Source organism: Thauera aromatica, assembly GCF_023093595.1.
In the GTDB taxonomy this organism is placed as follows: Bacteria; Pseudomonadota; Gammaproteobacteria; order Burkholderiales; family Rhodocyclaceae; genus Thauera; species Thauera aromatica_A.
This window is the reverse complement of record NZ_JALLIK010000105.1, coordinates 50,050-63,938: the sequence shown is the minus strand read 5'-3', so window position 1 is coordinate 63,938 and position 13,889 is coordinate 50,050. Positions and strand designations below refer to the sequence as shown.

14 protein-coding genes and 1 pseudogene are annotated in these 13,889 nt (G+C 67.7%); 11 read left to right on the top strand and 4 right to left on the bottom strand.

Going from position 1 to position 13,889, the window contains the following annotated elements:
* Nucleotides 1-112: 112 nt before the first annotated feature.
* From MXC99_RS17070 to MXC99_RS11550, 4 genes and pseudogenes are all read right to left on the bottom strand, one after another.
* Complete coding sequence (locus MXC99_RS17070) at nucleotides 113-487, bottom strand: hypothetical protein (protein ID WP_432654252.1); 375 nt, start codon at nucleotides 485-487, stop codon at nucleotides 113-115.
* Nucleotides 488-589: 102 nt separating this feature from the next.
* Nucleotides 590-1,324, bottom strand: a pseudogene (locus tag MXC99_RS17065) (thiolase family protein); the annotation flags it as partial.
* A 62-nt stretch (nucleotides 1,325-1,386) separates the two neighbouring features.
* On the bottom strand, nucleotides 1,387-2,115 hold the full coding sequence (locus tag MXC99_RS11555) for a GntR family transcriptional regulator (protein ID WP_247725603.1): 729 nt from the start codon (nucleotides 2,113-2,115) through the stop codon (nucleotides 1,387-1,389).
* 189 nt (nucleotides 2,116-2,304) lie between these two features.
* A complete protein-coding gene (locus MXC99_RS11550) occupies nucleotides 2,305-2,895 on the bottom strand; it encodes a UbiX family flavin prenyltransferase (protein ID WP_247725602.1) in 591 nt (196 codons plus the stop codon).
* 322 nt (nucleotides 2,896-3,217) lie between these two features.
* Between MXC99_RS11550 and MXC99_RS11545 the strand changes: the two genes are divergently transcribed.
* The 11 genes from MXC99_RS11545 to MXC99_RS11495 all read left to right on the top strand — a co-directional run bounded on the left by MXC99_RS11545 (nucleotide 3,218) and on the right by MXC99_RS11495 (nucleotide 13,850).
* Nucleotides 3,218-3,697 (top strand): 4Fe-4S dicluster domain-containing protein, encoded by a 480-nt coding sequence (locus MXC99_RS11545; protein WP_247725601.1) that lies wholly within the window; start codon nucleotides 3,218-3,220, stop codon nucleotides 3,695-3,697.
* Nucleotides 3,698-3,710: 13 nt separating this feature from the next.
* Entirely contained in the window at nucleotides 3,711-5,558 is a 1,848-nt protein-coding gene (locus tag MXC99_RS11540) for an aldehyde ferredoxin oxidoreductase family protein (RefSeq protein ID WP_247725600.1), read from the top strand.
* Nucleotides 5,559-5,627: 69 nt separating this feature from the next.
* Entirely contained in the window at nucleotides 5,628-6,917 is a 1,290-nt protein-coding gene (locus tag MXC99_RS11535) for an NAD(P)/FAD-dependent oxidoreductase (protein ID WP_247725599.1), read from the top strand.
* Nucleotides 6,918-6,994: 77 nt separating this feature from the next.
* Nucleotides 6,995-7,252, top strand: a complete 258-nt coding sequence (locus MXC99_RS11530; RefSeq protein ID WP_247725598.1) for a MoaD/ThiS family protein — start codon at nucleotides 6,995-6,997, stop codon at nucleotides 7,250-7,252.
* Between the two features lie 23 nt (nucleotides 7,253-7,275).
* Entirely contained in the window at nucleotides 7,276-7,602 is a 327-nt protein-coding gene (locus MXC99_RS11525; protein WP_247725597.1) for a hypothetical protein, read from the top strand.
* Between the two features lie 83 nt (nucleotides 7,603-7,685).
* A complete protein-coding gene (locus MXC99_RS11520) occupies nucleotides 7,686-10,538 on the top strand; it encodes a HAMP domain-containing protein (RefSeq protein ID WP_247725596.1) in 2,853 nt (950 codons plus the stop codon).
* A 21-nt stretch (nucleotides 10,539-10,559) separates the two neighbouring features.
* The gene (locus tag MXC99_RS16960) at nucleotides 10,560-11,321 is read left to right on the top strand and encodes a methyl-accepting chemotaxis protein (protein WP_282100152.1); all 762 of its coding nucleotides are present in this window, start codon (nucleotides 10,560-10,562) and stop codon (nucleotides 11,319-11,321) included.
* A complete protein-coding gene (locus MXC99_RS11510) occupies nucleotides 11,318-11,857 on the top strand; it encodes a hypothetical protein (RefSeq protein ID WP_247725595.1) in 540 nt (179 codons plus the stop codon). The genes MXC99_RS16960 and MXC99_RS11510 overlap by 4 nt, the downstream gene beginning before the upstream one ends.
* A gap of 23 nt (nucleotides 11,858-11,880) precedes the next feature.
* Nucleotides 11,881-12,246 (top strand): response regulator, encoded by a 366-nt coding sequence (locus tag MXC99_RS11505; RefSeq protein ID WP_247725594.1) that lies wholly within the window; start codon nucleotides 11,881-11,883, stop codon nucleotides 12,244-12,246.
* A 139-nt stretch (nucleotides 12,247-12,385) separates the two neighbouring features.
* Nucleotides 12,386-13,090, top strand: coding sequence for an ABC transporter permease (locus MXC99_RS11500; protein ID WP_247725593.1), 705 nt, complete (start codon nucleotides 12,386-12,388; stop codon nucleotides 13,088-13,090).
* A 10-nt stretch (nucleotides 13,091-13,100) separates the two neighbouring features.
* Complete coding sequence (locus MXC99_RS11495; RefSeq protein ID WP_432654249.1) at nucleotides 13,101-13,850, top strand: ABC transporter ATP-binding protein; 750 nt, start codon at nucleotides 13,101-13,103, stop codon at nucleotides 13,848-13,850.
* The last annotated feature ends 39 nt before the right edge of the window (nucleotides 13,851-13,889 follow it).

Sequence of the window (13,889 nt, the reverse complement as noted above, 5' to 3'; positions counted from 1 at the left end):
GTCTGTCGCGCCGTGTACGCTTCAAGCGGTTGTCGATCTTCGGGGCGTTCCCCCGCGGTGGGCGTTGCACACGCCTCTTCCGGCCAGCGGCCGCGGGGTGAGGGACTGCGGGTCAGGCGCGGGCATCTCCCACTTCGAGGACGACGGCCATCGCCGTGTCGCCGGCGGCGCAGCCGGCAAACAGGCCGAAACCGCCGCCGCGCAGCGCGAGTTCCTCGATCAGCTCGATGATCGCGCGCGTCCCCATCGGCGCCTGCGGATGGCCCCAGACCAGGGAACAGCCGTAGTTGTTCATGCGCATCAGGTCGGCGCCGGTTTCACGGGCGAACACCAGGTCGTTCACCGCGAACGGGTTGTGGGTTTTCACCGCGTCGATGTCGGCGATGCCGCGGCCGGCCTGGGCGAGGGCGTTGTGGGCCGCCGGGATGGTCGCCTCGGGCATGTAGGCGAGCTCCGCCCGGGCGAGGCCGAAGCCGTGCAGGCGCACCGCGATCGCCGGGTCGCGGGACAGCTCGCGTGCGCGCTCGGGCGTCGTGACGAGGATCGCGGCGTTGCCGTCGGCCGGGTGGGTCTGGCCGCCGTAGGTGATCGTCCCGCCGGTCGCGACCGGTTTCAGCCGGGCCAGGCTTTCGGCGCTCGAGCGCACCACCCCTTCGTCGCCGTCGAGGGTGGCGACGGTCTTGCGGAAATCGGCGCTCGGCACGTCGAACGGCAGGCTCATGAAGCGCTTCAGGAAGGCCGCGCCGTTTTCCAGCGCCTGGGCGTACTGCTCTTCGCGGCGAAGCACGACTTCGTGCTGCTGCGCGGTCGTCACGCCGTGCCGGGCGGCGACGTTTTCGGCGGTCTGCAGCATCGAATGGCCGCCGAGAGGGTCGCAGCCGAAGTTGTCCATGACCCAGTTTTCGGCGCTGCCGGTGCCGCCGGGGGCGCGCGGGTTCGGGTAGTACAGGTGGGGGCCGTTGGAGGTGCGGTCGCAGTTGATCGCGAGCGCGACGCTGGCCAGTCCGGCGTCGACTTCCTGTGCCGCGGCGAGCAGGGTGCGCACGCCGGTGGCACAGGCCTGCATCATCGTCGGCCCGCCCGCGCGGTGGGCGCCGATCAGCCCGGCGAGCCAGGGCAGGCCGTAGAAGGCGTGCTTTTGCGGCACCGAGAAACCGAGCACGCCGTAGTCCAGGATCGCCGGGTCGATGCGCCGGCGGCCGAGCTCGTGGCGGGCCACGTGGGCGGCGAACTCGATGCTGTGCAGGTTGGAAAAGCTGCCTTGCCAGCGCGCGAAGGGGGTACTCCAGTAGGCGCCGTAGGGAATTTCTGCCCGGTACTTCATGTGGAAACTCCTGGGTTCGTTCTGGTGTGGTGAGTGCGGCGTGCCGGTGCGGGGCGCTTGCTTCAGGGCCTGGCGGCTGGGGGGCGAAGCCCGTCGCCGGTGGCGGGCCGGGGCGTGTCGAGGCCCACGGCGTGGATGAACGCGACCCGGGCCTGGCCGAGGTGTTCGAGCATCGCTGCCGCGGCGAGCTCGCCGTCGCCGGTCGCGAGCGCGGCGGCGAGCCGCCCCAGGCCGTGCAGCACGATCTTGCGGGTGGCGTAGTCGTCGAGCGTCAGGCGGCGGATCCGCTGCATGTGGTCCGCATACTGCTCGATGATGTGGACGAGGCGGGGGTTGGGCACCAGCGCCAGCCAGGCGGCGCGGAAGCGGATGTTGGCGCCGCGGAAGGCATCGGCGTCACCCTGTTCGTGGGCCCGCGTCGCGGCCTGCAGCGCCTCGTCGAGTGGGCGGCGCACTTCGACCGAAGTGGTGAAGCGGGCGACGTGGCGGATCGCTGCCGGTTCGACCAGGGAACGGATCTCGTAGATGTCGTTGACGTCGTCCAGGGTCAGCTCGGGGACGATGAAGCTGCGCCCGTCGGAAGCGAGCAGGCCTTCGCTCGACAGGCGGCGCAGCGCTTCGCGTACCGGCGTGCGGGACACGCCGAGCTGCTCGGCGAGCTGCACTTCCTGCAGGGGCTGGCCGCCGGCGATCAGGCCGTCGCGGATGGAGGCGCGCAATTTGTGATAGACCTGCTCGCCGAGGGCGAGCGGCCGTTCTATGGGCTTGAGAGGGGAGAGCGTCGAAGCCATCGGGGAAGCCTTGTGGAGCCGGATCAGGTGAGCGGAATTCATTGATGAATACTGTATACAGTATTTTTTGCGATGTAAACCGTTCGATCGGCACTCCGCAGTGCGCCGGGCGGGCCGTGCACGGCCGCCGGACCTGCGCTGTGCAGGACAGGACGCAGCGCTGGTCTCAGCGCCGGCGGAGCCTGGCGTTCATGTGCCTGCGCCGGGCGGGGGGGCGGGTTCTTCTTTCCAGCGCTTCATCAACGGGTGTTCGATGTCGAACAGATCGAGCGCCTTGCCTACGCTGTGATCGACGATGTCGCCGAGGCTTTGCGGCTTGCTGTAGAACGCAGGCACCGGGGGCAGGATCACGGCCCCGTAGCGGGCCGCCCGGGCCATCATTTCGAGGTGTCCGAGGTGGAGGGGCGTCTCCCGCACCATCAGCACCAGGGGGCGGCGCTCTTTGAGGCAGACATCGGCGGCGCGTGTCAGGAGGTTGTCGTTGTAGGAATGGACGATGCCCGACAGGGTCTTGATCGAGCACGGCGCAACCAGCATTCCCGCGGTGCGGAACGAGCCGCTGGCGATCGAGGCGCCGATGTCGCCGTGGGGGTGGAGCACATCGGCCAGGGCCTCGACCTGCGCCACCGTCCACTCGGTCTCCTCGACGACGGTCCGCTTGGCCGAAGGGGAGAAGATCAGATGGGTTTCGATGCCCGCCATCGCCTTCAAGGCCTGCAGCGCCCGGATGCCGTAAATGACGCCCGAAGCGCCGGAAATGCCGATGATGATCCGCTTCATGTGTGTTCTCCGGCCATGCTCCATTTTAGTGTGCGGGATGCGCGCTGCGCGGACGGGGGAGGGCGTCAGCGGACGGGGTCGGGTGCAGGGCGGGGCCGACATGCTAGCCGAGCCCCCGCCGTCGGACCAGCGCCGGCGCCGAGGCGGGGCCGCGTGGCGGGGCATTCCCGAGCGGGCCATTCCCGAGTTGACTGGTCATCGCCGCGGCGTATGCTTTCCAGGCTGTTCATGCGGTCTGCGGGGCGATCGAATCCTGCGCTCCGGCCTCGCGCCGCAACGTGCCCCGCACGCTGTCGGGTCACCAACGACCAGGAGATGATCGATGTGGAAAGCACTGCACATTGATCCCGCCAAGTGCACCGGCTGTCTGCAATGCGAGATGGCCTGCTCCTTCGAGCACACCGGGGTCATCAATCCGAGCAAATCGCGCATCAAGGTGTTCAACTTCGAACACGAAGGCAGGAAGGTGCCGTACACCTGCACCCAATGCACCGAGGCCTGGTGCCTGAATTCCTGTCCGGTCGATGCGATCCGCATCGACCTCGCGACCGGTGCGAAGATGGTGTTCGAGGATACCTGCGTCGGCTGCAAGGTGTGCACGATCGCCTGTCCGTTCGGCACGATCAACTTCAACCAGGACACCGGCAAGGTGCAGAAATGCGACCTGTGCGCAGGCGATCCGGCCTGTGCGAAAGCCTGTCCGACCGCGGCGATCACCTATGTGGACGCCGACTGGACCGGTATCGAGCGCATGCGCGCCTGGGCCGCGAAGGCCAACACGCCGGCTTCGGCCGCTTCCTGAAGGAGGACGCGTCATGGGATGGAATCGCAAGATCCTGCGGGTCGACCTGGCACGGGGCACCTGTACGGAAGAGCCGCTGAACATGCAGTGGGCGCAGGACTACCTCGGCTCGCGCGGGCTGGCGACCAAATACCTGGTGTCCGAGATCGACCCCAAGGTCGATCCGCTGTCGCCCGACAACAAGATGATCATGGCCACCGGCCCGCTGACCGGCACCCTGGCCTCGACCGGCGGGCGCTACACCGTGGTCACCAAGGGGCCGCTCACCGGGGCGATCGCCTGTTCGAACTCGGGCGGCTTCTTCGGTGCCGAGATGAAGTTCGCCGGCTGGGACATGGTGATTTTCGAGGGCAAGTCACCGAAACCGGTCTGGCTCTACATCGAGAACGACCGCGCCGAGCTGCGCGACGCCGCCGGGCTGTGGGGCAAGAGCTGCTGGGAGACCGAGGAGCAGATCCGGCACGAGCTGCAGGACCCGCTCGTGCGCGTATCCTCGATCGGCGTCGCAGGCGAACATCAGGTGCTGTTCGCCTGCATCGTCAATGACCTGCACCGCGCCGCCGGGCGCTCGGGCGTGGGCGCGGTGATGGGCTCGAAGAACCTGAAGGCGGTGGCGATCCGCGGCACCAAGGGGGTGGCGGGCATCCGGGACTTCGGCGCCTTCGTGCAGGCCACCACGGCGGCAAAGAAGATCCTCGCCGACAACGCGGTGACCGGCCAGGGGCTGCCCAAGTACGGCACCCAGGTGCTGATGAACGTGATCAACGAGATCGGCGCGTTGCCCACGCGCAATCACCGCGACGTGCAGTTCGAGGACGCCGCGAAGATTTCCGCCGAGGCGATGCACGAGAAGCGCGCGTCCGACGGCAAGCCCCAGCTCGTCACCAACGCCGCCTGCTTCGGCTGCACCATCGCCTGCGGGCGCATCTCGGAGATCGACAAGGGCCACTTCACGGTCAAGAACAGCCCGAAGTACTGGGGGGCCTCCGGCGGCCTCGAGTACGAGGCGGCGTGGGCGCTCGGTGCGGCCAACGGCGTCGGCGACCTCGAGGCGCTGCAGTACGCCAACCTGATCTGCAACGAGCAGGGCATGGACCCGATCTCCTTCGGCGCCACCGTCGGCGCGGCGATGGAGCTCTACGAGATGGGCGTGCTGACCGACGCCCGGATCGGCCTGCCGGCTCCCTTCGGCTCGGCCGGGGCGCTGGCGAAGATGGTTGAGATGACCGCGCTCGGCGAGGGCTTCGGCAAGGAGCTGGGGCTGGGCAGCAGGCGGCTGTGCGAGAAGTATGGCCACCCCGAGCTGTCGATGAGCGTGAAGGGGCAGGAATTCCCCGCCTACGATTCGCGCGGCATCCAGGGCATGGGCCTGGCCTACGCCACCTCGAACCGCGGCGCCTGCCACCTGCGCGGCTACACCGTGGCCTCCGAAGTGATGGGCATTCCGGTCAAGACCGACCCCCACGTCACCGAAGGCAAGGCCGAGCTGGTGAAGGCCTTCCAGGATGCGACCGCGGTGTTCGACTCGGCCGGCATCTGCGTGTTCACCAGCTTCGCGTGGACCCTGGCCGACGTCCAGCCGCAGATCGCGGCGGCGTGCGAGGGCGACTGGAGCATGGACAAGCTCAACGCGGTCGGCGAGCGCATCTGGAACATGGAGCGCCAGTTCAACAACGCCGCCGGCTTCACTGCCCGCGACGACACCCTGCCGCCGCGCCTGACCCAGGAGCCGGCCAGGACCGGGCCGGCGAAGGGCATGGTGAACGCGCTCGCGAAGATGCTGCCGGAGTACTATCAGGTGCGCGGGTGGACGCCCGACGGCGTCCCCACCGCGCAGACCCTGGAGCGGCTCGGCCTGTAGGCCGGCGCTGACCGGCGCGCCCCGTCCGCAGTGAGGGGTGCAAGCCGCGCGCCTTTCGAGGATTTGCGCATGAGACACCTGATTCTGGGCAACGGCCCCGCCGGGGTGGTCGCCGCCGAGACGCTGCGCCGCGCAGCGCAGGAGGACGACATCGTGCTCGCCGGCAGCGAGGACGCGCCGCCGTACTCGCGCATGGCGATCCCCTACCTGCTCGAAGGCAACATCGACGAGTCGGGTACCTGGCTGCGCAAGGCGCCCGACCATTTCGAGCGCCTGCGCATCCGCGCGCTGCGTGGGCGCGCGGTGGCGGTCGACACCGACAAGCGCCGCGTGCTGTTCGACGACGGCCATTTCGAGCCCTACGACCGTCTCCTGATCGCCACCGGCTCGCACCCGGTGCGCCCGCCGATCCCCGGCGTGGACCTGCCCGAAGTGCACACCTGCTGGACGCTCGCCGATGCGCGCGCGATCGCCGCGCTGGCCCGGCCCGGCGCGCGCGTGCTGCAGCTCGGCGCCGGCTTCATCGGCTGCATCATCATGGAGGCGCTGGCCAAGCGCGGCGTCGAGCTCACCGTGGTGGAAATGGGCGACCGCATGGTGCCGCGGATGATGACGCCCACGGCCGGGGCCATGATCAAGCGCTGGGTCGAGGACAAGGGCATTCGCGTCGTCACCTCCGCCGGAGTGCAGCGCATCGACCGTGGCAGTGCGGTCGGTGCCGCCGCGCCGCTGGCGGTGAGCCTGTCGACCGGTGAGCGCCTGGAGTGCGAGCTGGTCATCGTCGCAGCCGGGGTGGCGCCCAACGTCGGTTTTCTCGACGGCACGGCGGTGCAGGTGGCCAAGGGCGTGCTGGTGGATGCGCGCATGCAGACGAGCGTGGCCGGGATCTTCGCTGCCGGCGACGTCGCCGAGGCGCCCGACCTCTTCACCGGCGCCCATCTGGTCGCGGCGATCCAGCCCAATGCCGCCGACCAGGCCCGCATCGCGGCGCTCAACATGGCGCGTGGCGAGGCTGGCGAGACCCGCCTGAACGGCGTCCTGGCGATCAACGTGCTCGACACCCTGGGGCTGATCTCGTCTTCCTTCGGCCAGTGGTGGGGGGAGAAGGCGGAGCACGGCGGTGAAGGCGTCGAGCTGGTCGACGATGCGCGCTATCGCTATCTGAGCCTCCAGTTCAAGGACGACGTGCTGATCGGTGCGACTTCGATCGGGCTCACCGAGCACGTCGGCGCGCTGCGCGGCCTGATCCACGGCCAGGTCAGGCTCGGCGCGTGGAAGGCGCGTCTGCTTGCGGCGCCGCTGGCTTTCGTCGACGCCTACGTCGCCTGCAGCCAGCAGCCGATGGCGCTGGCGCGCTGAACTGGGGGACGGGCATGAAGGGGTGCGGCGCGGGCGGAACGCGGGGTGCGCGGCGCGGCCGCGGCCGGGAGGCCGGGATGACGATCCGGGTCGCATTGAAGCTGTTCGCCTCGCTCGCCGACTACCTGCCCGCGGGCCATCGTGGCAACCGGCTCGAACTCGATGTCGACGAGGGCACGACCGTGGCGGACATGCTGCAGCGCTATCGTGTGCCCGAGCGCAGCGCCCACCTGGTGCTGGTCAATGGACACTACGTGGCGCCGGCCGCGCGCGCCACGCGGCGCCTGGCGGACGGCGACGAGCTTGCCGCCTGGCCGCCGATCGCGGGCGGCTGAGCGGGAGAGGGCCCCGTACACGGATGACGCTCGAGTCGCCGCGCTTCTTCAGCGGCCCGGTGCCGGAGTCCTTCGTGCGCCGGATGACCGCCACGCCCGCCGGGTTCGAGCGCGAACTGCGCATGGCCTGGCCGGCGCTCGAAGGCGGTGCGGCGCAGGGCCGTTTCCGCCTCCGGGACGGCGAACTGGTTCTGGAAATCGAGGTGGAGGCGGCGGGCGTGCGCCGGCTGGGGCTGCTCGAGCTGCCCCAACTGCACGTTCGCTACCGCTTTACTGTTCCGGGCGTCGAGCCGGCGCGGCGCGCCCTGCTGAGCCGTCTCGATAACGCGATGCGCAAAGGCGGCGGTTAAACCTTTCGCCGAGTGGGTGTAATCGCGGCGTAATGCGTACTGCCTAGCATCGGCGGAGTTTCATTTCATGAAGTCCTGCCCATATGCGCCTCCTCGAGCCTGTCGTACACGTCGTTGGCCGGCTGTCCTTCCGTAGCAAGCTCCGCATCACCGCGCTGATTTTCGGCCTGCCCCTGCTGGTGGCGGCCGGCGTTCTCGTCTTTGCCCTCAATGCCCGTGTCACGGCGCTCGAGACGGAGCGTTCCGCATTGGCCATGCAGGTTCCGGTGCACCAGCTCTTTGCCCGTCTTTACCAATTGCTGGCGACGCGCCAGGCGGTTCAGGACGGCCAGGATGGATCATCCGGGCTGCAAGGGCTGGTCGCCGCCCGGCAGTTCGGTGCGCACGAGGCACTCCGCAACCTGCAGCGGACTTTTGCTGCGCAGGGCTTTGCCGAGCCGCTGCCCGCAACCGGCTTCGGCCCGGTCTCTTGGGCGACGATGGCCAGGAGCATCGATGCTTTCGATGTGGACGGCTTGTCCGCCGCCATTGCCGGGATGCGCTCCGGGCTCGAGCAACTGAACGATGGGGCCGGCTTGCTGATCGATGGCGATGCGTCGAGCAGCCGTTTGCTGGGTGTGCTCACCGGCTACTACGGTTCGCTCGTCCATGCGACCGGCGTTACCGCCGAAATAGGGGCGATGACGCTGAGCAGGAAAAGTCTGCGCGGCAGCCGTCGCAGCGAACTGACGATGCAGCGCGGCAACTTCAATGTGCTGGTGCAGTGGAGCATGGAGGCCTTGCAGAAGGTCGGGCAGGAGCATCCCGCGCAGGCGGCGATCCTGGAAAAAGCCGGTGGCCGCCTGAACACCGCGTACCTGGCGATCCAGGAAGCGCTGACGACGAAGATGCTCGATACGACCGATTTCGGCATGGAGCCGGCGGCCTTCCTCGCGCTGACCGAGGCGGCCTTCGATGAAACCCTGGGCATCGGCAGCGAGATCGTCGCCGCAACCGACCGGCTGCTCGCCGACCGCCTCGCCGCCAGGCAACTGCAGCGCAACGGCCTCATCCTCGCCATGTTGGCGATCTTCGCGCTCGTCGTGGCGGGCTTCGTCGCCGCCTACATCTCGATCATGCGGGCGGTGAACGGTCTGTCCGATGCGGTCAACACGATGGCGGCCGGCGATCTCGGCGCGCGTGTCGAGGTCACGACCCGGGACGAGCTCGGCAATGTCGGCGAGCAGTTCAACGCCATGGCCAAGAGCCTTGCCGAGCGTAGCGCCCAGTTGCGCGAGAAGACCAACGATATCCACACCATGCTGCAGAACATGCCGCAGGGGGTGTTGACGGTGGTCGATGGCGGCCTGATCCATCCTGAATACTCGGTGTATCTCGAAACGATTTTCGAGACCGACGAGGTGGCCGGGCAACGCGCCATGAGCTTCCTGCTCGGTCACGATGGCATCGGCTCCGACGTCTTGTCGCAGGTCGAAGCAACGCTGGCCGCCTGCATCGGCGAAGAGCGGATGAACTTCGAGTTCAACGCTCACCTGCTGGTCGGCGAAATCAAGCGGACCTTGGCGAACGGGCGGGTAAAGACGCTCGAATTGGGCTGGTCGCCGATCTGCGACGAGAACGATGTGGTCGAAAAAATCATGGTCTGCGTGCGCGATGTGACCGAACTGCGCGAGCTTGAAGCCGAGGCCGGGCAGCAGAAGCGCGAACTTGAAATGATCGGCCAGATTCTCGGGGTCCAGCAGGAAAAGTTCACCGAATTCGTCGATAGCGCGCGGAATTTCGTCGGTGAAAACGAAGCCTTGCTGCTTTCGGCCGATGCGGCGGACGATTCCCATCCGGAACTGGTGACGCAGCTCTTCCGCAACATGCATACGATCAAGGGTAACGCCCGGACCTACGGTCTGTTGCACCTGGCCAACATCGTGCATGAGGCCGAGCAGGCTTACGATGAATTGCGCAGGAACGCGACCGTGATCCTGGACAAGGAAAAACTGCTCGAGCAGCTGCAGGCGGTGATGGGCAGTATCGAGCAGTACGTGTCGTTGAACGACGTCAAGCTCGGTCGCCGCGGGCCGGGTCGCCGGGGACGTGAAGACAAATACCTGATGGTGCCGCGTGCCCGGATCGAGCAGATCGGCGCCGGCCTGGAGGGGCTCGATCTGGCGTCGATCCCGCAGGAAACGCTGGCGGCGATCCTGCAGGGAATCCGTCACGACCTGCGCCTGATCGGCACCGCGCCGATGCGCGAGGTGCTCGCCGGCGTCTTCGCCTCGCTGCCGTCGCTGGCCGCGGAACTCGGCAAGGAGGCACCGACGCTGGTATTGAACGACCACGGAATCCATGTCCGCAACCAGGCTTGTGATCTGCTGCGCAACGTGTTCATGCACCTGTACCGGAATTCGCTCGATCACGGCATCGAGCCGATGGCCGAACGCCTGGTCAATGGCAAGTCGGCCGCGGGCCGGATTGTGCTCGATATGGCGCTCGCCGGCGGTCGTCTGTCGATGCGTCTGCGCGATGACGGCAAGGGGCTGGCGCTCGCTCATATTCGCCGGAAGGGGCTGGAAAAAGGGCTGCTTACGGAGGGCGCACCGGTTTCGGATGAGGACATCGCCAAGCTCGTTTTTGCCCCCGGTTTCTCCACCGCCAGCGCCGTGACCGAGGTGTCGGGGCGCGGCGTCGGCATGGATGCGGTGCGCGATTTCGTCAAGCGCGAAGGGGGCGAGATCGAGTTGCGCTTTACCGACGGCAAGGTCGGCGCCGGCTTCCGCGCCTTCGAGACGCTCATCACGCTACCGGGAACATGCGCGGTGCAGGTGAGCGCCGCCCGCATCCCGGTGCAGGCCAGGCTTTCGCCTGGCAGCGAATCGACGCCGGCCCCTTGCGGAATCATGGGGACGCTGCTCAATCTCGAAGGCAAACTTTCGGCGACCTGATCGATGATCCCAACCGAATTCATGATGATGGCCGGCGTGCTGTCGATGGTCGTCTGGCTGGCCGAATATTTCCGCGCAGGGCGTGTTTCGCGCCGGGCCGTGGCGACAATCAAGGCTGCGCATCGTGAAGAGTTGCATCTGTTGCGCTCCGACCATCATCTGGCGGTGGGCGAAAAGGCGGTGCTGGAAGGCTCGCTGGTCCGGCTCGCCGCTGAAAACGCCGGCCTGGAGGTGGAGCGCGAGGCCCTGGCGCAGCGCCTGGAAAGCCTCGAGCAGGAACTTCGCCAAATACGGGGCGTGGCCAGTGGTGGAGAGGACGCGTCGCGGCGGGAGCGCCGCAGCTTGAAAGCCGATTTGTCGGAGCAGGTCGAACAGCTGGCCGGCGAGGCGGCGCAGCTGCGGAAGCTGGCCGTGACCTTCGAGCACTGGCACGACGAGATGAACTCGCTGATGGCGCAGAACCGGGAGATGCACCGGCAGAACGACGAATTTTCGTCGATCGTCAGGCAGGTGGTCATCCTCTCCCTGAATGCGGCGATCGAAGCGGCGCGGGCGGGCGAATCCGGACGCGGCTTCGCCGTCGTCGCCAACGAAGTGCGGGCACTGGCGATCCGTTCCGAGGCGCTTTCGAAGGACTACAGCCTGAGCCTGCACAAGAATGATCTGACGACGACGGCGACCTTTCAGGAAATCCAGGCCGACGGCAAGATGATCATGTCCGCGATCAGCAGCCTGGATGCACTGATCGGCCGGCTGCAGAAGCGCCTCGGGGAGATCGCATGATCAGCGAGCAGGCCCGGCAGGGTGTCGACCTGCTGTTTACCCGGGCGGTGCGCGCCAATCTCGTCATGAATCCGTCCGATACGATCGATATTGCGCTGCTGCCGCCCTCGCATCGATTCGAGCCGCCGGAAAGCCGGATCGTCGTGTTCACCATCGCGTCCTACCTTTTTCGCCTGCTGACGATCTTTCATGTCGATGCCGGCAAGGCGAGCGTGGATTACTTCGCGCGGGGCGACTCGGGCCGCCCGTTTTTCGAGGTCTTCGGTGAAATCGGCAACATGTGCTGCGGCGCGATGAATCGCGAGCTCGGCCGGTTTTTCCCCCACATGGGCATGTCCACGCCTTCCGTCCTCGACCGGAAATGCCTGCCGTTCATTGCGGCGCTCGACCCGGCCTACCTGGCGCACTACCGGATCGAAATCAACCGCACGGCCTCGCTGCACGCCACGCTGTGCCTGTGCGCGTATGGGGATATCGATTTCCGCATCGATCCGGCGCTCGCCGAGGAAGAGGGCGGGGCGCTCGAATTGTTCTGAGCGAACGTATCAAGGACATCCATATGGCGAAAATTCTGGTGGTGGACGATTCGCGCACCGTCCGCGAGGACGTGGCGGCTTTCCTGAAAGGCAACGGGCTCGACGTCGCAACGGCGGTCGATGGCAAGGACGGGCTGGCCAGGATGAAGTCCGACCCCGGCATCCGGCTGGTCCTGAGCGACGTCAACATGCCGAACATGGACGGGCTGACAATGGTCGAAAAGATCCGCGGCGAGCTGGGCAACACGTCGGTCAACGTCATCATGCTGACGACCGAAAGCAGTCCGGGGATGAAGGAACGCGGCAAGGCGGCCGGGATCAAGGGCTGGATCGTCAAACCGTTCAACGGTGCGGCGGTGCTCGAAACCTTGAAGAAGCTGGTGGCTTGAGGCCATCCCGAGAGGCACTGGCGCCGTATCCGGCGGTGCCGGCGCCCCTCGGGGGCCCCGATGCGGCGCGTCCTGCCCGGCCCGCGGGCGGTGCCGGGAGGCGTGCCCTGCCGCGCCCTTGTCGGGTATGCTCGCGGCAATGTCGGCGTTCACCTCCACGTTTTCCGATGCGCTGTCGCTGCTGTCCGGCTTCGATGCCGCAGTGGCGGAGATCGTCTTGCTGTCGCTGCAGGTCAGCGGCGGCGCGGTCGTGCTCGGCACCCTGATCGGACTGCCGCTGGGCGCGTGCATCGCGGTCGGGCGTTTTCCCGGCAAGAACCTGCTGTCGGTGCTGGTCAATGCGCTGATGGGGCTGCCCTCGGTGGTGGTGGGGGTGGTCGTGTATCTGCTGCTGTCGCGCTCCGGGCCTTTCGGCAGCGCCGGCCTGCTGTACACGCCGGCGGCGATGGTCGTCGCCCAGACCCTGCTGGTGGTGCCGCTGATGGCGGCGATCACCCGCCAGGTGGTCGAGGACAGCTGGCAGCGCTATGCCGAGGAGCTGGAGGTGATGGGCTTTTCGTGGTGGGACAGCGTCACCACCTTGCTCCACGACTGCCGCCATTCCCTGGTGGTGGCCCTGCTCGCCGGCCTGGGGCGGGCGATGAGCGAGGTCGGGGCGGTGATGATCGTCGGCGGCAACATCGACCGCGCCACCCGGGTCATGACCACGGCGATCGCCCTCGAAACCAGCAAGGGCGATCTGCCGCTGGCGATCGCGCTCGGCATCGTGCTGATCGTGATCATCCTCCTGCTCAACGCCTTCGCCGCTGCGCTGCGCCACTGGGCGATGCGCCGTTTCGGCTAGCGCAGTGGCGATGCTGACCATGGCGGACGACATCCTTCCCTTGCGCATCCGCGACCTGCGCTATGCGCCCGGTGGCCGCGAAGTCCTGGCCGGCGTCGATCTGGAACTCGGTCCGGAAGGGATCACCCTGGTGCTGGGGCCGAACGGCGCCGGCAAGTCGGTGCTGCTGCGCACGATTTGCGGCCTGATCCGGCCCGGTGGCGGGGACATCGAGTGGGGCGGTGCGGGACAGGTGGGGGGCGTTCCGCCCGGGCACCGGGTGAAGATGGTGTTCCAGCACCCGATGGTGCTGCGCGCCAGCGTGCTCGACAACGTCGCCCTCGGCCTGAAGCCGCTCGGGGTGATGCGGGGCGAGCGCCGGCGGCGGGCGCAGGCGGTGCTGGCGCGGGTGGGGCTGGCGCACCGCGCCGAAGACAGCGCGCGCCAGCTCTCCGGTGGCGAGCAGCAGCGCCTGGCGCTGGCGCGCGCGTGGCTGACCCGGCCCCGGCTGCTGCTGCTCGACGAACCCACCGCCAGCCTCGACCCCTCGGCCAGCGCCGAGGTCGAGCGCATCATCCGCGAGATCCGTACCGATGGCACGCGTATCCTGATGGTCACCCACAACCTCGGCCAGGCCACCCGCCTCGGCGACGACATCGTCTTCATGGCGGCCGGCCGGGTGTGCGAGCAGACCCCGGTGCAGCGCTTTTTCGCCCGCCCGCAGTCGGAGGCGGCACGGCTTTTCATCCAGGGAGAGTTGCCATGGAAGCTGGCGTTCTGATCCGACCCGCGTGGGGGACGGCATGGTGCCGCGTTTGCG